Raw genomic sequence first — 19,859 nt, 5'->3', positions numbered from 1 at the left:
TGCGTCCCTCAGCCGCGTACGTCCTGCCGCTTACGTCCTTCGTGAAGGTGGAACTCGTGAAGGCAATCCGCAGATTCACCGTCCGGCCCGTACTGCCCGAAACCCTCCACCCGCTCAGCGACCTGGCGCGCAATCTGCGCTGGTCCTGGCATGCCGAGACCCGCGACCTCTTCCAGTCCGTCGACCCCGAGCGCTGGGCCGCCTCGGACGGCGACCCCGTAAGGCTGCTGGGGAGCGTGCCGCCCCGGCGGCTGGCGGAACTCGCGGAGGACCGCCGCTTCCTGCGCCGGCTCGCCGCGGTCGCCGACGACCTGCGCGACTACCTGACCGGCGAGCGCTGGTACCAGACCCAGTCGTCCGAACTCCCCGCCGCCATCGCCTACTTCTCACCCGAGTTCGGCATCACGGCCGCGCTCCCGCAGTACTCCGGGGGTCTCGGCATCCTCGCCGGCGACCACCTGAAGGCCGCCAGCGACCTCGGCGTACCCCTGATCGGGGTCGGCCTCCTGTACCGGCACGGCTACTTCCGGCAGACCCTGTCCCGGGACGGCTGGCAGCAGGAGCACTATCCGCTCCTCGACCCGAACGAACTCCCGCTGGTACCGCTGCGCGAGATCGACGGCACCCCCGCCCAGGTGGCGCTGGCGCTCCCCGGCGGACGGGCCCTGCGCGCGCGGATCTGGCTGGCCCAGGTCGGCCGGGTGCCGCTGTTGATGCTGGACTCCGACGTGGAGGAGAACGACCTCGGCGAGCGCGGGGTCACCGACCGGCTGTACGGCGGCGGCAGTGAACACCGGCTGCTCCAGGAGATGCTGCTGGGCATAGGCGGGGTGCGCGCGGTACGCACGTACTGTCGCCTCACCGGCCACGCGCAGCCCGAGGTGTTCCACACCAACGAGGGGCACGCGGGCTTCCTCGGACTGGAGCGGATCGCCGAACTCGCCGAGACCGGGCTCGACTTCGAGGCCTCGCTGGAGGCGGTACGGGCCGGAACGGTCTTCACCACCCACACCCCCGTCCCGGCCGGCATCGACCGTTTCGACCGTGAGCTGGTGGCCCACCACTTCGGCCCCGACGCCGAACTCCCGGGCATCGACGTCGAGCGGATCCTCGGCCTCGGCATGGAGACCTACCCGGGTGGCGAGCCGAACCTCTTCAACATGGCGGTGATGGGACTCAGGCTGGGACAGCGCGCGAACGGCGTCTCCCTGCTGCACGGACACGTCAGCCGGGAGATGTTCTCCGGTCTGTGGCCGGGATTCGACCCGGACGAGGTCCCGATCACCTCGGTGACCAACGGTGTCCACGCCCCGACCTGGGTGGCGCCGGAGGTCTTCAGGCTCGGCGCCCGCCAGATCGGCGCGCAGCGCACCGAGGACGCGCTCACGGTCGGCGGTTCGGACCGCTGGGACGCGGTGGCGGACATCGCCGACCAGGAGATCTGGGATCTGCGCCGGGTACTGCGGGAGCAGCTGGTGGTGGAGGTGCGCGAGCGGCTGTACGCCTCCTGGCGCCAGCGCGGCGCGGGGACCGCCGAACTGGGCTGGATCGACGGGGTGCTCGACCCCGACGTACTGACCATCGGCTTCGCGCGCCGTGTCCCCTCGTACAAACGGCTGACGCTGATGCTGCGCGACCGGGACCGGCTGATGGACCTGCTGCTGCACGGCGAGCGGCCGGTGCAGATCGTGGTGGCGGGCAAGGCGCACCCCGCGGACGACGGCGGCAAGCGCCTGGTGCAGGAACTGGTCCGGTTCGCGGACGACCCGCGGGTACGCCACCGGATCGTGTTCCTGCCCGACTACGGCATGGCGATGGCGCAGAAGCTCTACCCGGGCTGCGACATCTGGCTCAACAACCCGCTGCGCCCGCTGGAGGCGTGCGGGACGAGCGGGATGAAGGCGGCTCTCAACGGCTGCCTCAACCTCTCGGTGCTGGACGGCTGGTGGGACGAGTGGTTCCGGCCGGACTTCGGCTGGGCGATCCCGACCGCGGACGGCACGGCGACCGACGACGACCGGCGCGACGACCTGGAGGCGGCCGCGCTGTACGACCTGCTCGAGCAGCGTGTCGCCCCCCGCTTCTACGAGCGCGGGCAGGGCGGTCTGCCGGACCGCTGGATCGAGATGGTCCGCCAGACGCTGACCCATCTCGGTCCGAAGGTCCTGGCGGGGCGGATGGTGCGCGAGTACGTGGAGCGGCTGTACACCCCCGCGGCCCGCTCGCACCGCGCGCTCTCCCCGGACACGGCCCGCGAGCTGGCATCCTGGAAGTCCCGCGTCCGGGCCGCCTGGCCCCGGGTCGCCGTCGACCACGTGGAGGCCTCCGCCGCCACGACCACGGCCGAACTCGGGACCACCCTCAACCTGCGCGTCCGGGTCGCGCTGGCCGACCTCGCCCCCGACGACGTCGAGGTGCAGGCCGTCTCCGGGCGCGTCGACTCCCAGGACCGCATCGCGGACGCGACCTGTGTCCCGCTGAAGCCGGCGGGCGGCCCCGACCCGGAGGGACGGTGGGTGTACGAGGGCCCGCTCTCGCTCGACCGCACGGGACCCTTCGGCTACACGGTCCGCATCCTGCCCACGCACCGGCTGCTCGCGTCGAGCGCCGAGGTGGGCGTCGTGGCGGTGCCCGCGGAGGGAGTGGGGGAGGCGGCCGGGGTCCTGATGCGCTGAGGACGGACGCACCGGGGCCCGGGGGCCCGCGCCGCCGTCAGACCGGGTCGAGGCCCGCGCACAGGCGGCGCAGGGCCTGACCGCAGCGGCGCGCGTACGCGTGCTGGAGGCCGCGGGCCGCCGGGCCGGCGGCGCGGCTGTACCACTTGGCCGCGCGGCTGAAGGCGGTCACGGTCAGCCACACCGTGCCGTCGCCGGTGCGGTCGACCACGAAGGCCTCCTCGCCGCACTCGGGGTGGCCCGGCAGCGTGCCGTACGCCCAGCCCGTGCGGCGGTACTCCTCGACCGTCCAGACCACCCGGCAGGGTGCCTTGATCGGACCGAGGCCGACGGTGACGTCGGTGCCGGCCGCCGCCCGGTCGGCGCCGGCGGATATCGCCACGCCCATCGCCCGGTGCATCGCCCAGGTCATGACGGCTTCGGAGGCGGTGCGGAAGACCGCCTCGCCCTCGCCGATCCGGGTGCGGAGGTGGAGGGGCCGGAACCCCGGCGGGCAGCGGCCGTCGCGCGTCGCGCCCACGTCCTCGTAGGTGAAGGGAGTGTCCGGGGAGACCATGGGGACAGCGTAGGGCGGTACCCGGAGCCGTCTGCTCTCCGGGTACCGCCCAAGGGTCCGGTGGATCCCTAGCTCACGTTGACCGCGGACCATGCCGCCGCGACCGTCGCGTACTCCGTGCTGCCGGAGCCGTACAGCGAGGACGCCGCGGAGAGCGTCGCCGTGCGGGCGGCCTTGTAGTTCGTCGTCGAGGTCATGTACGTGGTCAGCGCCTTGTACCAGATCTGCAGGGCCTTGGCGCGGCCGATGCCGGTGACCGTGGAGCCGTTGGACGTCGGCGAGTTGTACGAGACGCCGTTGATGGTCTTCGCGCCGCTGCCCTCCGCGAGGAGGTAGAAGAAGTGGTTCGCGACGCCGGACGAGTAGTGCACGTCCTTGTTGCCGACCGTGGAGGACCAGGAGTCCGCCGAGCCGCCGTCCTTGCTGGGCTTGTCCATGTAGCGCAGCGGGGTGCCGTCGCCGTTGATGTTGATCTTCTCGCCGATGAGGTAGTCACCGGGGTCGGAGGCGTTGGCCGCGTAGAACTCGACGCCGGTGCCGAAGATGTCGGAGGTCGCCTCGTTCAGACCGCCGGACTCACCGGAGTAGTTGAGACCCGCGGTGTTGGAGGTGACACCGTGGCTCATCTCGTGACCCGCCACGTCCAGCGAGGTCAGCGGGTGGGTGTTCCCGGAGCCGTCGCCGTACGTCATGCAGAAGCAGCTGTCGTCCCAGAACGCGTTGACGTAGGAACTTCCGTAGTGGACCCGGGAGTAGGCGCCGACACCGTTGTTCTTGATGCCGCTGCGGTTGAACGTGTTCTTGTAGAAGTCCCAGGTCTCCTGGGCCCCGTAGGCGGCGTCCGCGGCGGCCGTCTGGTCCGTGGTGGAGCTGGAGGCGGTACCGGTGCCCCACACGTCGTCGGCGTCGGTGAACAGCGTGCCGGTGCCCGACGTGCCGTGCTTGAGGTTGTACGTCTTGTGGCCGCCGCGCGTGCCGTCCGTCAGGTTGTAGGTCGTGCCCGACTTGGTGGTGCTGAGCGTGACCGTGCCCGAGTAGAGGCTCTTGCCGGTACCGGTCTCGATGCCCTGGTACTCGTAGAGCTTCTTGCCGGTGGCCGCGTCGGTGATGACGTGCAGCTCGTTCGGGGTGCCGTCGTCCTGGAGGCCGCCGACGACGGTCTCGTAGGCGAGGGTGGGCTTGCCGGTGGCGGCCCAGATCACCTTGCGGGGGGCACGGTCGGCCGTGGTCTGCGCGGAGCCGGCCGACTTCGCGGCGGTCAGCGCCTGCTTCTCGGCCTTCGCGGTGGTGACCTGCGGCTTCAGCGAGGCGACCTTGATGGCCGCGGACACGGCCTTGGTGACGCCCTCGGTCCGGCCGGCCTTGGACTCGTGGACGACCAGGTCGCCGCCGAGGACCGGGAGGCCGTTGTACGTGCGTTCGTAGCGGGTGTGCACCGTGCCGTCCGCGTCCTTGACGACGTCTCTGACGACCAGCTTCTCCTTGGCGCCGAGACCTATCTGCTGGGCGGTCTCCGGCGCGGCCGCGTCGGCCTGCTTGATCAGGCTGGTGCGCGCGGCGGCGGACAGCTGCGCCGTGGCACCGGGGAGCTTCGCGCCGCCGGCTGCGGCGAGGGGCTCGGTCTGGGCGGAGGCACCGGTGGTCAGACCGGTGGTGAGCAGGGCTCCGGCGGCGACAGCGGTGGCGATGGCCAGAGTGGTGCGCTGGTGACGCGCGTAGAGGGGAGTCACGCAAGCTCCTTCTGTGGGGCGTCCGGGCGCCGTGGGGTGGTCGTCCGGACGGGGTGAAGTTGCGGTGCGGGTGAGCCGTGCGGTGGAAGAGTGACATCCAGGGCGCGTACATGTCAGGAGTGCGAGCACATGTTGGCCGAAAAGCGTCCGTTGGATGAAGATCGCTGTACGTAATACGGACCCGATCACGGGTAAAGGGCGGGGCGACGCAAACTCCGGGTGACGCAAAGGGGGCGCCGCCCCGGGGAGTTGAACCACCGGGGCGGCGCCCTGTCCGAGGTGTGCGTCCACCCGCGGCCTACGGGAAGGTCAGCTTCCAGCTGTTGATGTAGCCGGTGTCCTGTGCCGCCTGGTCCTGGACCTTCAACTTCCAGGTGCCGTTCGCGACTTCGGAGGAGGCGTTGACCGTGTATGTCTCCTGGACGTTGTCCGCCGAGTCCGACGAGCTGAAGTTCTTCAGCCGGTACGTCGAGCCGTCCGGGGCCACCAGATCGATGACCAGGTCACCGCGCCAGGTGTGCACGATGTTCACGTCGACCAGAAGGTTCGACGGGGCGTTGCCGGTGCGGCCGGTGACGGCGACCGAGGACGTGACCGCCGCTCCGTTGTCCGGAATCGATACGTCGGCCGTGTTCTCGAACGACGTACCGCCACCGCCGCCACCGGGGCGCGTGCCGACCTTCACGGCCGCCCAGGCGTTCGCGACCGCCGTGTACTCGGCGCTCGTGGTGCCGTACAGCTCACCCGCCGCGGCGAGCGTGCCGGTGCGGGCCGCCGCGTAGTTGGTGGTCGAGGTGAACTTGGTGGTGAGCGCCCGGTACCAGATCTGCAAGGCCTTGTCGCGGCCGATGCCGGTGACGGGGAGGCCGTCGCCGGTCGGCGAGTTGTAGCTGACGCCGTTGATGACCTTCGCGCCGCTGCCCTCGGACAGCAGGTAGAAGAAGTGGTTGGCGACGCCCGAGGAGTAGTGGACGTCCAGACCGCCGACGCTGGAGGACCAGTTGTCCGCCGAGCCGCCGTCCTTGCTGGGCTTGTCCATGTAGCGCAGCGGGGTGCCGTCGCCGTTGATGTCGATCTTCTCGCCGATGAGGTAGTCACCGGGGTCGGACGTGTTGTTGGCGTAGAACTCGACGCCGGTGCCGAAGATGTCGGAGGTCGCCTCGTTCAGACCGCCGGACTCGCCGGTGTAGTTGAGGCCCGCGGTGTTGGAGGTGACGCCGTGGCTCATCTCGTGGCCGGCCACGTCCAGCGCGGTCAGCGGGTCCGCGTTGCCCGAGCCGTCGCCGTACGTCATGCAGAAGCAGCTGTCGTCCCAGAACGCGTTGACGTACGCGTTGCCGTAGTGGACCCGGGAGTAGGCGCCGACACCGTTGTTCTTGATGCCGCTGCGGTTGAACGTGTTCTTGTAGAAGTCCCACGTCTCCGCGGCACCGTAGTGCGCGTCGGCGCCGGCCGTCGCGGCGTTGGAGATGGTGCCGTTGCCCCAGGTGTCGCTGGTCTGTGAGAAGAGCGTGCCGGTGCCGGACGTCCCCCGGTTCAGGTTGTACGTCTTGTGGCCGCCGCGGGCGCCGTCGGTCAGCGTGAAGTTGGAGCCCGACTGCGTCGTCGTCAGGGTCACCTGGCCGCTGTACTGCGTGTTGCCGACGCCGGTCTCGATGCCCTGGTACTCGTAGAGCTTCTTGCCGGTGGCCGCGTCGGTGATGACGTGCAGCTGGTTCGGGGTGCCGTCGTCCTGGAAGCCGCCGACGACCGTCTCGTAGGCGAGGGTCGGCCTGCCGTCGGCCGCCCAGATCACCTTGCGCGGCGCGCGGTCGGCGCCGGTCTTCTTCGACCCGTCGGCCTTGGCGGCGGAGAGGGCCTGCCGCTCCGCGGTGCCGGCCGCGACCGCGGGCGTGAGGGAGGCGACCTTGATCGCGGCCCCCGTCGCCTTGATGACCCGCTCCGTCCGGCCGGACTTGGCGGTGTCGACGACCAGGTCGCCGCCGAGGACCGGGAGTCCGCCGTAGGTGCGCTCGTAGCGGGTGTGCACCGTGCCGTCCGCGTCCTTGATGACGTCACGGGCGACCAGCGACTCCTTGGCGCCGAGGCCGAGGTCCTTGGCGGTGGTCGCCTTGGCGGCGTCGGCGTCGCGTATCAGCTCGGCGCGCTGCGAAGGGGTGAGCTTCACGGCGACGGCGCCCGGGTCGACCCTGCCGGGGGTCGGCTTCTGGGGGGCGGCGCTCGCGGCGCCCGACTGGACCGCGGCGGCCAGCAGGGCGGAGACGCCGACGAGGGCGACGGCGGCGACACGGCGACGGGCGGTGTGGGAGGTGCGTCTGTGCGAGGACATGCTGCTCAACACTGACTCCTTCTGCGTGGCCACGGCTCGCGCGGCCAGTGGGGATCCGGGCGGTGGGTAGCCGTCCGGGCAGAACAGGACAGAACAGGGCAGAAAGCAGAACCAGTTGCACGAAGGTCTTCGGTCGCGGCACTGCGGAGGTGCTGTGAGGTTGCTGTGGAGCGACCGTGGGAAGAGTGGCAGGAGATCTCCTCTCCTGTCAGGAGCGCATCAAGAACTTGGCCGGAATCATTTCGTTCTCCGGTTGGTCATGTTCGGTATACGAACCCGTCCCTCTCCGTGCATCCGGACCGGACCGGGCCGCACCGACGCGGTGCGCGGCATGATCGTGCACGACGCCGTGACGAACGTGACGAACGATCCCGTCCTGAGAGGAATTGGCTCGTTCGTGAAGGCGTGTCCGTGAAGGCGTGTCCGTGAGGCCGGGTCCGTGAAGCCGCGCCGACGGAGCCGGGGTCGGCCGGGCCCGGGGTGCCGGCCCGTGTCGTCCGTGCCGTTGGTGGAGGCGTGCTCCCGTCACACCGTGACGACGACCTTCGCGCGGGCGTGTTCCCCCTCCACGTACCGGATGGCCTCGGGCACCTCGCTGAGCGACCGGTACGTCCGGTCGACGACCGGGGTGACCTTCCCGGACTCGACGAACTCCCTCAGCACGGCCAGGTTCGCCGCGCTCGGTGCCGCGAAGAACGTGAGCAGTCGCTGGCCGACGAGGCGTGACAGCGCCCGCCCCTTGAGGATGAGACGCATCGGCCCGAGGAGGCTGCGCCCCCCGGACACGCCCCCGCCCGACAGCAGGAGCGTTCCCGTGGGCGTGAGCGCGCGCCGCAGGTCCGCCAGCGAGCGGTTGGCCACGAGGTCGAACACGACGTCGTGGCGCGTCCCCGCACGGGTGAAGTCGTGCCGGGTGTAGTCGATGACGTGGTCCGCGCCGAGCGAGCGGACCAGGTCCACGTTCCGCGTGCTGCACACGGCGGTCACCTCCGCGCCGTACGCCTTGGCGATCTGCACGGCGAAGGTCCCGACCCCGCCCGACGCGCCGTTGACCAGGACCCGCTGCCCCGCCGTCACACGGCCCAGGTCACGCAGGCCGATGAGCGCGGTGTTCCCCGCGAGCGGCAGCGCGGCGGCCCGCTCGAAGCTCAGCCCGGCCGGTTTCACGGCCACCATGTCCTGCGATGCCGCCACGTACTGTGCGAACGCGCCGTCGGTCTCACCGAACACCTCGTCCCCGGGACGCAGCCGCTTCACGTCCGCGCCGACCGCCTCCACCCGGTCGGCGAAGTCCCGGCCGCGGACCGGTGTCCTCGGGCGGCGCACACCGAAGGACAGCCGCGCCAGATACGGGTCGCCGCGCATGAGGTGCCAGTCGTAGGCGTTGACGGACACCGCGCGCACCCGCACGAGAACCTCACCGGCGCCGGGCACCGGTCTGTCGACCTCTTTCAGCTCCAGCACATCGGGCGAGCCGTACCGGTCCTGGACGATCGCCTTCATCGGGCCTCCGTGACACACGGGAACGCGAGGGGTCGGTGCGCAGGGTGCATCGGGCGGCCGGGCGCCCGTGCTCACGACGGTAGCCGAGAGGGCGGGGTACGGGAATCGGGGGCGACGCCCGGGGATGTCCGCTGGACGAGGCTGTCCCGCCACGCCCGGTGCAGGTCCGCGAACCGGCCGGTGGAGGCCACGAGTCCGGCCGGAGCGCCGTCCTCGACGATCCGGCCGTCCTCCATCACCAGCACCCGGTCGGCGATCTCCACCGTCGACAGACGGTGCGCGATCACCACCGCCGTCCGGCCGCGCAGGACCGTCAGCATGGCGCGCTGCACGGCCCGCTCACCGGGGACGTCCAGTGAACTGGTCGCCTCGTCGAGGATGAGGACGGCCGGATCCGCGAGCAACGCCCGCGCGAAAGCGACCAGTTGCCGCTGGCCGGCGGAGATACGGCCGCCGCGCTTGCGGACGTCCGTGTCGTAGCCCTCGGGCAGCGCGCTGATGAAGTCGTGGGCGCCGATCGCCTTCGCGGCCCGCTCGATCTCCTCACGGCTCGCGTCGGAGCGTCCGATGGCGATGTTCTCGGCGACCGTGCCCGAGAACAGGAAGGCCTCCTGGGTCACCATCACCACCCCGCGCCGCAACTCCGGCACGGACAGCTCGCGCAGGTCCACGCCGTCGAGCAGCACCCGGCCGTCCGAGGGATCGTAGAAGCGGGCCAGCAGTTTGGCGAGCGTCGACTTGCCCGCTCCCGTCGAGCCGACGACGGCCACCGTCTGTCCCGCCGGGAGCGTGAGCGAGAAGGCGGGCAGCACCTCACCGCCGGTGCGGTACGCGAAGCGGACGTCCTCGAAGACCACCGCGCGGCCCGGCTGTTCGGAGGCGAGGGCGGGCAGGTGCCGCGGAGCGGCGGGCTCCGGCACGGACGGCGTCTGTGCCAGCAGACCCGCGATCTTCTCCAGCGAGGCCGCCGCGGACTGGTACGAGTTGAGGAACATGCCCAGCCGGTCGATCGGGTCGTAGAGGCGGCGCAGATACAGGACCGCCGCGGCCAGCACCCCCAGCGCCAGTGACCCCGAGGCCACCCGGTACGCGCCCCACAGCACGATCGCCGCGACCGCCGCGTTGGCGACCAGCCGCGAGCCGACGACATAGCGGGCCATCTCCAGCAGGGCGTCGCCGTTCGTGAGCTCGTGGCGCTTGTTCAGGGCCCGGAACTCCGCGTCGTTGACCTCCTCGCGGCGGAACGCCCGCACCGGCCTGATGCCGTTCATCGTCTCCGCGAACTTCACGATGACGGCGGCGATCGCGGTCGAGCGGAGGCGGTAGATACGGCCCGCCCGGCGCCGGTAGACCCGTACGAGGAGATGGAGCGGCACGAAGGAGGCCACCGCGACCGCGCCGAGGCCCAGGTCCAGCCAGAGCAGCATCGCCGAGATGTAGACGAAGGACAGGATGACCGTGATCAGTTCCTGCAGGCCCTCGCTGAGCAGTTCACGCAGCGACTCGACGTCCGTCGTGGAGCGGGAGATCAGCCGGCCCGAGGTGTAGCGCTCGTGGAAGTCGATGCTGAGCGCCTGCGCGTGCCGGAAGATCCGGCCGCGCAGATCCAGCAGCACGTCCTGGTTGACGCGGGCGGACGCGCCGATGAAGGCGTACTGGAGGCCGCCGGCGACCAGCGCGCACAGCAGGTAGACGACCCCCACCGCGACCAGCGGACCGTGGTCGCCCCGGCGCAGCGCCGGTACGGCCCGGTCGATGGCGTACGCGACGAGCAGTGGTCCGGCCTGCACGGCGGCCTGCTGGAACAGGAGCAGGACGGTCGTCACCACGACGCGGGCCCGCAACGGGGCGAGCAGCGAGCGCAGCAGGGTGGCAGTGGCGCCCGGGGGAGTGGGCAGGGTGTCCCGGTCGAAGGGGTCCTGGTACCGCTCCGCCTTCCGCGCCGGGCCCCTCCGGCCGGACTCCGTGCCCGAAGGGGACTCCGTGCCGGGCTCCCCGCGGGCCTCGCCGCCGGGTTCCCGGTCCGGAGCGGTGGTCGTGGGCACCGTCATCGCTCGGTCTCCTCGTCGCCGGACATCAGATGGGCGTACTCGGCGTTCGTACGCAGCAGTTCGTGGTGGGTGCCGACCGCGGTGATGCGGCCCCCGGAGAGCAGCGCGACGCGGTCGGCGAGCAGCACCGTGGACGGGCGGTGCGCCACGATCAGGGCGGTCGTCTCGGCCAGGACGCGACGGAGCGCGGCCTCCACCGCGGCCTCGGTGTGGACGTCCAGCGCCGACAGGGGGTCGTCGAGGACGAGGAACCGGGGGCGTCCGACCACCGCTCTCGCGAGGGCGAGGCGCTGGCGCTGTCCGCCGGACAGGCTCAGGCCCTGCTCGCCGACCTGGGTCGCGGTGCCCTGCGGGAGGGCGTGCGCGAAGTCGGCCTGTGCGACGGCCAGGGCCCGGTCCAGCTCGGCCTCCCCGGCGGTGTCGCCCGCGCCCATCAGCACGTTCTCCCCGACGCTCGCCGAGAAGAGGGTGGGCTCCTCGAAGGCCACCGCCACCCGCGCGCGAAGCTCCTCGCGCGGCATCGCGGTGATGTCCTCGCCGTCCAGCGTGATCCGCCCGGAGGTCACCTCGTGAAGGCGGGGGACGAGGGCGGTGAGGGTGGTCTTGCCGGTACCGGTCGCGCCGACCAGGGCCATGGACTCGCCCGACCGGATGTGCAGGTCGATGCGTTCGAGCACGGGGGGCGCGTCGGCGGGAGAGTCCGGGTAGCGGAACCGGACGCCGTGGAACCGGAGCCCGCCGTCGCCCGAACCCGTGGCCGCGCTCGCGACGGCATCCGCACCGGTGCTCGCGTCGGCGGCCGTGGAGGTGTCCGAGGACTCCGGCTTCGCGTCCATCACCTCGAAGTAACGCTCCGTGGCCGTCGCCGCCTCCTGGCTCATCGCGATGAGGAAGCCGATGGAGTCGACGGGCCAGCGCAGTGCGAGGGCCGTGGAGAGGAAGGCCACCAGCGTGCCCGCGGAGAGGCGGTCGTCGGCGACCTGCGTCGTGCCGAGGACGAGGGCGGCACCGATGGCGAGTTCGGGCAGGGTGACGATGACGGCCCAGATGGAGGCCAGCAGCCGGGCCTTGGCCAGCTCCGTGCCGCGCAGGGTGCGGGACAGCTCACGGAAGGCGCTGGCCTGGCTGCGATGACGTCCGAAGCCCTTGATGATGCGGATGCCGAGCACGCTCTCCTCGACGACCGTCGTCAGGTCGCCCACCTGGTCCTGGGCCCGTCGCGCCACCTGGGAGTAGCGGCGCTCGAAGATCCAGCAGACGACCATGATGGGCAGTGCGGGAGCCAGCAGCACCAGCCCGAGCGTCCACTCCTGGTCGAGCATGATGAGGACGCCGACGAGGATCGTCACTCCGTTGACCAGCAGGAACGTCAGGGGGAAGGCGAGGAACTGACGCAGCAGCATCAGATCGGTGGTGCCCCGGGACAGCAGCTGGCCGGAGGCCCAGCGGTCGTGGAAGGCGACCGGGAGACGCTGCAGATGCCGGTACAGATCCGCCCGCATGTCCGCCTCGACCCCCGCCAGCGGCCGCGCCACCAGCCACCGCCGCAGCCCGAACAGGACGGCCTCGGCGATCCCGAGCAGCAGCAGGTACAGCGCGCCGAGCCAGATGCCCGCCGGGTCGTGGTCGGTCACGGGACCGTCCACCATCCACTTCAGGACGAGCGGTATCACCAGCCCCGTACAGGACGCCACGACCGCGACGACGGCCGCGCCGAACAGCCGCCCCCGCACCGGCCGTACGTAAGGCCACAGGCGCAGCAGGCTGCCGGCGGTCGAATGGTCCCTGGTTCCGGCACGGTCCGTGGTCACTGCATCTGAAGTGGACATCAGAAGCGAGCCTACGGACCGGCACTGACAGTGCCCACCGAGTTTTGGCCGGACCTGAATCGTTCCACGGGGCGCACGGGGGTCGTAGCGCCGCGTCGACCGATCGGCTGATGAGCTCACCCGCCGCGGTGCCCGCGCCAGGGTCCGCGTGCTGACCACCTCTGTACGCCAGGCTGGGCGTCGACGACCGGGCGGCCGCGGTGGCGGTGGGCTACGACCGGGGCGTCCTCGGCTGACGGCCGTCCCATGGTCCCCGGCGGGCGCCCCGCCCGCTCACGCCGCCCGCGTCACGCCACCACCCGCAGCAGCAGTACCGACCGGGCCGGCACCGTGACCGTCGCCCCCGCCCGGTGGACCACTCCCGGCGACGCGCCCTGCTCCTCCGCCGAGGTGTCGACGACGACCTCGTAGCGCTGGGCCCACGGCGGCCCCGGCAGCACGAAGCCCGCCGGCCGGTCCCCGGCGTGCAGCACCGCGAGGAAGCTGTCGTCCACCACCGGCACCCCCCGCGCGTCCCGCCCGGGAATGTCCCGTCCCGACAGGTACATACCCAGCGTCCCGGCGGGCGCGTACCAGTCGCGTTCCGTCATCTCCGCCCCGCGCGCGGTGAACCACGCCAGGTCCCGCAGCCCGTCCACGGAGTGCGCCCGGCCCGAGAAGAACGCCCGCCGCCGCAGCACCGGATGTTGGTGCCGCAGCGCGATCAGCCGGGACGTCAGATCGAACAGGGCCCGCCAGCCCGGCTCCTCCAGCAGGCTCCAGTCGACCCAGCTGATCTCGTTGTCCTGGCAGTACGCGTTGTTGCTGCCGCGCTGCGTCCGCCCGAACTCGTCCCCGGCGACCAGCATCGGTACTCCGGTGGACAGCAGCAGCGTGGTCAGCAGGTTCCGCAACTGCCGCCGTCGCAGGGCCCGTACGCGTTCCTCGTCCGTCTCCCCCTCCACCCCGCAGTTCCAGGCCCGGTTGTCGTCCGTGCCGTCCCGGTTCCCCTCCCCGTTGGCCTCGTTGTGCTTGCGCTCGTAGGAGACGAGGTCCCGCAGGGTGAAACCGTCGTGCGCGGTCACGAAGTTCACGGACGCGTACGGCCGGCGCCCGCCCCACGCGTACAGGTCGCTGGACCCCGACAGTCGGTACCCCAGATCCCGTACGTCGGGCAGCGCCCCCCGCCAGAAGTCCCGCACCGCGTTGCGGTACCGGTCGTTCCACTCCGTCCACAGCGGCGGGAAGGCCCCCACCTGGTAGCCGCCGGATCCCACGTCCCACGGCTCCGCGATCAGCTTCACCCGCCGCAGCACCGGATCCTGCGCGATGACGGCCAGGAACGGCGACAGCATGTCCACGTCGTGCATGGAGCGGGCCAGTGCCGCCGCCAGATCGAAACGGAAGCCGTCCACCCCCATCTCCGTCACCCAGTACCGCAGTGAGTCGGTGATCAGCCGCAGCACATGGGGCTGCACCACGTGCAGCGTGTTCCCGCACCCGGTGTAGTCCGCGTACCGCCGGGCGTCCGACTGGAGCCGGTAGTAGCCCCGGTTGTCGATACCGCGCAGGGACAGCATCGGCCCCAGTTCGCCCGCCTCGGCGGTGTGGTTGTAGACCACGTCGAGGATCACCTCGATGCCGGCGGCGTGCAGCGCCCGCACCATCCGCTTGAACTCGCCGACCTGCCCGCCCGTCGTCCCGGCGGCGGCGTACCCCGCGTGCGGCGCGAAGTAGCCGATCGAGTTGTAGCCCCAGTAGTTCTTCAGCCCCCGCCGCAGCAGATGGTCCTCGTGCGCGAACTGGTGCACCGGCAGCAGCTCCACGGCCGTGACGCCGAGCGCGACCAGGTGGTCGATCGCCGCGGGGTGCGCGAGCCCCGCGTAGGTCCCGCGCAGCTCCTCCGGAATCCCCGGGTGCAGACGGGTGAACCCCCGCACGTGCAGTTCGTAGATGACCGAGTCCGCCCACGGGGTCTTCGGACGGTGGTCGTCCGACCAGTCGTCGTCGTCCTGGACGACGACGCCCTTGGGGACGTACGGCGCCGAGTCCCGGTCGTCCCGCACGGTGTCCGCGACCTGCTGCTGAGGCCAGTCGCGCACATGCCCGTACACCTCCGGCGGCAGGCTGAAGTCGCCGTCCACGGCACGGGCGTACGGGTCCAGGAGCAGCTTCGCCGGGTTCCAGCGGGCGCCGGTCCACGGGTCCCAGCGGCCGTGCACGCGGTAGCCGTAGCGGCGGCCCGGGAGCACGCCGGGGACGAAGCCGTGCCAGATCTCGTGGGTCAGCTCGGTGAGCGGGACCCGCGTCTCGTGGGCCGTGCCGTCCCGTTCGTCGAAGAGACAGAGGTCGACGGCCTCCGCCCCGCCCGCCCACAGCGCGAAGTTGGTGCCCGCGACGCCGTCGGGACCGACCCGGAAGCGGGCTCCGAGCGGGGTCGGCGCGCCGGGCCACACGGCCACGGCGGGAGCCGGGCGCCGGGACCCGTTCACCAGGGGCGCGGGCAGCACGCCGTCGGGCAGGCGTTTCTCGCGCACACCGCTCTCGGGCGCGTGTCCGTCCCGTACACCGCTCTCGGGCGCGCGTCCTTCCCGCGCTTCGCCGTCGGGGGCGCGCCCCTCCTGCACTGCCTCCTGCTCGGCTGCGCTCGACACCGTTCAGCCTCCCGCGGCTCGGTGGGCGGCCCGAAGAGGAGCGCACGGCGTCCCGGCCGCGGCTCCTCGTCGCGTCGTCCTCCCCACTGTTCTGCCCAGAGCTTGGCTCGCACTCACGTTTCCCCGGAGGTGCGCGGTCGTTGGGCCCCCTGTACCGCACTTTCCGAGGGCGATCCCTGCCCCCGGCCGGAAGGACACGAGGTTCGCGTGAGGCATACGACATTGGGCCCCCGGCGCGCGGGGGCCGCGCTGACCGCCGCACTGACCTGGGCCGCACTGCTGGCCGGAGCCGCCGGCTGCACCTCGGGCACGATGGACGAGGTGCTCGGCAAGCCCCCCGCCGCCGAGGACGTCATCCAGGTGTCCCCGGCCGACAACAGCAAGAACGTACGAGCGCGGCAGGAGCTGCGGGTACGGGTGGCCGACGGCAGGCTGGAGTCCGTACAGGTCGTCAAGGACCAGGACGCGCAGGAGTCCGCGGTGCCCGGACACGTCTCCGCCGACGGCCTGGCCTGGCGGCCCGACTCCCCCCGGCTCGCCCTGGGCGCCAAGTACACCGTCGACGTGCTGGCCCTCGACGGGCACGGGCGGCGCACCGCGCGGCACACGACGTTCACGACGTACGTCCCCGATGAGCGCTTCATCGGCTACGTGACGCCGGAGAACCGGTCCACCGTCGGCACCGGCATGATCGTCTCGCTGGAGTTCAACCGGGAGATCCGCGACCGGGCCGCCGTCGAGCGCGCGATCCATGTGGAGGCCAGCCCCGCGGTCGAGATCCGTCCGCACTGGTTCGGCAAGGACCGCCTCGACTTCCGGCCCGAGAGGTACTGGAAAGCGGGGACCGAGGTGACGGTCGACCTGCGACTGCGCGACGTGGAAGGAGCGCCGGGCGTGTACGGACTCCAGTCCAGGACCACCACCTTCACCGTCGGCCGCAGCCAGGTCTCCCTCGTCGACGCCGCCGACCACACCATGGAGGTCCGCCGCGACGGCGACCTCCTCACCACGGTGCCGATCACCGCGGGCTCTCCCGAGACCACGACCTACAACGGGAAGATGGTCGTCATGGAGATGCTGGAGGTGACACGGATGAACAGCCGCACGGTCGGGTTCGGCGGCGAGTACGACATCCCCGACGTCCCGCACGCGATGCGGCTCACCGACTCCGGGACCTTCCTGCACGGCAACTACTGGTCGGGCGACGTCTTCGGCTCCACCAACGTCAGCCACGGCTGCGTCGGTCTGCGGGACGTGAAGGGCGGCGGCTCCGACACCCCCGCGGGCTGGTTCTTCGACCGCAGTCTGATCGGCGACGTCGTCGAGGTCGTGCACAGCAAGGACAAGAAGGTCGCCCCCGACAACGGGCTCGGAGGATGGAACATGGGCTGGACGAAGTGGAAGGCGGGCGGCGCGGCGAAGTAGCCGCGGCGGGCGGCGGGCACCGGGGCGCGAGCGGGTGGGGCCGGACAGGAACCCAGCCCGCCCCCACACGGCCGAAGTTGGGACTGAACAGTGACAATCTCGGGGATCCATGGCTTCTGACCGTGTGATTAATTAGCGCGATACGCGCGGGGACGCGCTGGGGTGCGGGCCTGATCAGGCCGTGCGAGGGGAGAACGAACGTGAACGGGCGACCGATATCGGGGGCATCGGTTGGTGCGCGGACCCGGGGGAGCAAGGGAGTCCTGGCGCTGCTGCTGGGGGTGCTGCTGCTCGCCGTGACCGCCTGCGGCGGGGGAGGGAGTTCGGACTCCGGCGAGGGCAAGGGCAAGAGCACCGGCAGCGCCGGGAAGGCGGACACCAAGGCCTCGCAGGCCGTGGTGACCATCGCCCCGAAGGACGGCAGCGCCGGTGTGGCCACCAGCGGTGCCCTCAAGGTGACCGCGGCCAAGGGCAAGCTGACCGAGGTGAAGGTCGAGGACACCAAGGGCAAGGCGGTGGACGGGGCGATAACGGGCGGGGGAACCACCTGGACGCCCGCCACCCACCTCGCCGCCGCCACCAAGTACAAGGTGCACGCGGTGGCCAAGGACACCGAGGGCCGTGAGGCGGCCGAGGAGTCCGCGTTCACCACGCTGACCCCGAAGAACACCTTCGTCGGTCTCTTCACGCCCGAGGACGGTTCCACGGTCGGCGTCGGAATGCCCTTCTCGGTCCGTTTCACACGGGGCATCACGCACCCCGAGGACGTCGAGAAGGCGATCACGGTCAAGACCGAGCCGGCCGTGGACGTGCAGGGTCACTGGTTCGGCAACGACCGCCTCGACTTCCGGCCCGAGCAGTACTGGAAGGCCGGCACGAAGGTCACCGTCACGCTCGACCTGGACGGTGTCCAGGGCCGGCCCGGTGTCTACGGCAAGCAGGTCAAGACGGTGGCGTTCACCATCGGCCGCAGCCAGGTCTCCACCGTCGACGCGAAGACCCACAAGATGGTCGTCAAGCGCGACGGCAAGGTCATCAAGACCATCCCGATCACCACGGGCAAGCCGGGCTACGACACCTGGAACGGCCAGATGGTGATCAGCGAGCAGCTCCGGGTGACCCGGATGAACGGCGAGACGGTCGGTTACGGCGGCGAGTACGACATCAAGGACGTGCCGGACGCCCAGCGCCTGACCGACTCCGGCACCTTCATCCACGGCAACTACTGGGGCGGCGACGCCTTCGGCAACTACAACGCCAGCCACGGCTGTGTGGGCCTGCGCGACGTCCGCGGAGGCGGCGACCGCAGCGCTCCCGCCGCCTGGTTCTTCGACCACTCGATCACCGGTGACGTGGTGGTCGTCAAGCGCTCCAACGACCGTACGGTCGCCCCGGACAACGGCCTCAACGGCTGGAACATGTCCTGGGAGAAGTGGACCGCCTGACCGTCCCTCCCGTCGTCGACACGGGCCCGGTGCGCTGTGATCCAGCACACCGGGCCCGTTGTCGTTAGCGCGCGTTAACCTGCCTGCATGACTGTGCATCTCGAAGTGGCCGAAGGCGTCGGCACGATCCGCCTGGACCGCCCTCCCATGAACGCGCTGGACATCGCCACGCAGGACCGTCTCAAGGAACTCGCCGAGGAGGTCACACGGCGTACGGACGTACGCGCGGTGGTCATCCACGGCGGGGAGAAGGTGTTCGCGGCGGGCGCGGACATCAAGGAGATGCAGGCCATGGACCACGCGGCGATGATCGTCAGGTCCCGGGCCCTGCAGGACTCCTTCAGCGCCGTGGCCCGCATCCCCAAGCCCGTCGTCGCGGCCGTCACCGGGTACGCGCTCGGCGGCGGCTGCGAGTTGGCGCTCTGCGCGGACTTCCGCATCGCCGCGGACGACGCGAAGCTCGGGCAGCCGGAGATCCTGCTCGGTCTGATCCCGGGCGCCGGCGGCACCCAGCGCCTCTCCCGGCTGATCGGACCCTCCAAGGCGAAGGACCTCATCTTCACGGGCCGGATGGTGAAGGCCGACGAGGCGCTCTCGCTCGGGCTGGTGGACCGGATCGTCCCCGCCGCCGAGGTGTACACCGCGGCGCACACCTGGGCCGCGAAGCTGGCGCAGGGACCCGCGATCGCGCTGCGCGCGGCCAAGGAGTCGATCGACACGGGCCTGGAGACGGACCTGGAGACCGGACTCGCGGTGGAACGGAACTGGTTCGCCGGCCTGTTCGCGACGGAGGACCGTGAGCGCGGGATGCGCAGCTTCGTCGAGGAGGGGCCGGGCAAGGCGAAGTTCCTCTGACGGGCCCCTCCGGCCGCGCGGAGATTCACCCGTCAAGTTCGGCTGATCCACTTGCAGTTGACTCGGTGTCTTACCCGGGGTCCCCCGAAGGGCTGGATTATGCGGTCCTTAAGACAGCCTTAAGGCTGTCTTGCGGGGGACCTTGGGTGATTGCCCTCCAGGGGTGAGTCGTCGCAGGTCGGACAGGGCGTGGCCGGCTCCGAACTGCCGTTGGCATATGCCGATCGGATCGTGCGGAACGAATGCTTCCGGGGGGCGTATTCCTCCGGAACGGCCCCCAGGGGCGGCCTGGGCGGCCATGATGGAGGCATGGCGGGGCTGGAGGGTAGGGAACAGCCGCGGCGGCACGTGAGTGCGACCGCGGCGCGCTGGTCGCCTGCGGTCGAGGACGAACGGGCGCTGAAGGCGTTCGAGTTGTTCGGCAACCCGACGGAGGCGGAGGTGCCGCTGCCGTCCCGCCCCGAATCCGCGGCCACCGCCCGTCGGCTCACCCAGGTCGTCGTCCTGCGCCAGTGGGGGCTCTCCCCGAAGATGACCGAGGACGCAGTGTTGCTCGTGTCCGAGCTCGTCGGCAACGCCGTACGGCACACGGGCGCCCGTGTCTTCGGGCTGCGGATGCGGCGGCGCCGGGGCTGGATCCGCGTCGAGGTCCGCGACCCCTCCCGGGGGCTGCCCTGTCTGATGCCGGTCCAGGAGATGGACCTGAGCGGCCGTGGCCTCTTCCTCGTCGACAAGCTCTCCGACCGCTGGGGCGTCGACCTCCTGCCCCGGGGTAAGACGACCTGGTTCGAGATGCGCGTCACCGACCGCTGACCGTGACCCGTGCGC

At 71.2% G+C, this 19,859-nt stretch carries 12 protein-coding genes; 5 read left to right on the top strand and 7 right to left on the bottom strand.

The window, feature by feature from the left end; all coding sequences use genetic code 11:
* Positions 1-56: 56 nt before the first annotated feature.
* Entirely contained in the window at positions 57-2,675 is a 2,619-nt protein-coding gene (locus tag ABZV34_RS00870) for a glycosyltransferase family 1 protein (RefSeq protein WP_356270691.1), read from the top strand.
* Positions 2,676-2,712: 37 nt separating this feature from the next.
* Here the strand turns inward: ABZV34_RS00870 and ABZV34_RS00865 are convergent, their stop codons facing one another.
* From ABZV34_RS00865 to glgX, 7 genes are all read right to left on the bottom strand, one after another.
* Positions 2,713-3,231: a DUF1990 domain-containing protein gene (locus tag ABZV34_RS00865; protein WP_356270148.1), complete on the bottom strand. Its 519-nt coding sequence runs from the start codon at positions 3,229-3,231 to the stop codon at positions 2,713-2,715.
* A gap of 68 nt (positions 3,232-3,299) precedes the next feature.
* A complete protein-coding gene (locus ABZV34_RS00860) occupies positions 3,300-4,961 on the bottom strand; it encodes a M4 family metallopeptidase (RefSeq protein WP_356270147.1) in 1,662 nt (553 codons plus the stop codon).
* A 298-nt stretch (positions 4,962-5,259) separates the two neighbouring features.
* Entirely contained in the window at positions 5,260-7,290 is a 2,031-nt protein-coding gene (locus tag ABZV34_RS00855) for a M4 family metallopeptidase (RefSeq protein WP_356270689.1), read from the bottom strand.
* Positions 7,291-7,815: 525 nt separating this feature from the next.
* Complete coding sequence (locus ABZV34_RS00850) at positions 7,816-8,793, bottom strand: NAD(P)-dependent alcohol dehydrogenase (protein WP_356270145.1); 978 nt, start codon at positions 8,791-8,793, stop codon at positions 7,816-7,818.
* 71 nt (positions 8,794-8,864) lie between these two features.
* The gene (locus ABZV34_RS00845; protein WP_356270143.1) at positions 8,865-10,844 is read right to left on the bottom strand and encodes an ABC transporter ATP-binding protein; all 1,980 of its coding nucleotides are present in this window, start codon (positions 10,842-10,844) and stop codon (positions 8,865-8,867) included.
* Complete coding sequence (locus ABZV34_RS00840) at positions 10,841-12,673, bottom strand: ABC transporter ATP-binding protein (RefSeq protein WP_356270142.1); 1,833 nt, start codon at positions 12,671-12,673, stop codon at positions 10,841-10,843. Before ABZV34_RS00840 ends, ABZV34_RS00845 begins: the two co-directional genes overlap by 4 nt.
* A 287-nt stretch (positions 12,674-12,960) precedes the next feature.
* The gene (glgX, locus tag ABZV34_RS00835) at positions 12,961-15,162 is read right to left on the bottom strand and encodes a glycogen debranching protein GlgX (RefSeq protein WP_356270687.1); all 2,202 of its coding nucleotides are present in this window, start codon (positions 15,160-15,162) and stop codon (positions 12,961-12,963) included.
* A gap of 351 nt (positions 15,163-15,513) precedes the next feature.
* On the opposite strand from glgX, the gene ABZV34_RS00830 reads away from it, so the two are divergent.
* The 4 genes from ABZV34_RS00830 (at position 15,514) to ABZV34_RS00815 (ending at position 19,844) form a co-directional block, all read left to right on the top strand.
* A complete protein-coding gene (locus ABZV34_RS00830; protein WP_356270140.1) occupies positions 15,514-16,731 on the top strand; it encodes an Ig-like domain-containing protein in 1,218 nt (405 codons plus the stop codon).
* A gap of 200 nt (positions 16,732-16,931) precedes the next feature.
* Positions 16,932-18,176 carry an Ig-like domain-containing protein gene (locus ABZV34_RS00825; protein ID WP_356270138.1) on the top strand — a complete coding sequence of 415 codons (1,245 nt, stop codon included), beginning with the start codon at positions 16,932-16,934 and terminating at the stop codon, positions 18,174-18,176.
* 87 nt (positions 18,177-18,263) lie between these two features.
* Positions 18,264-19,031: an enoyl-CoA hydratase-related protein gene (locus ABZV34_RS00820; protein ID WP_356270136.1), complete on the top strand. Its 768-nt coding sequence runs from the start codon at positions 18,264-18,266 to the stop codon at positions 19,029-19,031.
* 309 nt (positions 19,032-19,340) lie between these two features.
* The gene (locus ABZV34_RS00815; protein WP_356270134.1) at positions 19,341-19,844 is read left to right on the top strand and encodes an ATP-binding protein; all 504 of its coding nucleotides are present in this window, start codon (positions 19,341-19,343) and stop codon (positions 19,842-19,844) included.
* The last annotated feature ends 15 nt before the right edge of the window (positions 19,845-19,859 follow it).

It is taken from the genome of Streptomyces sp. NPDC005195 (assembly GCF_040608315.1).
Lineage (GTDB): Bacteria > Actinomycetota > Actinomycetes > Streptomycetales > Streptomycetaceae > Streptomyces > Streptomyces kaempferi.
This window is presented reverse-complemented; position numbering and strand designations above follow the sequence as displayed.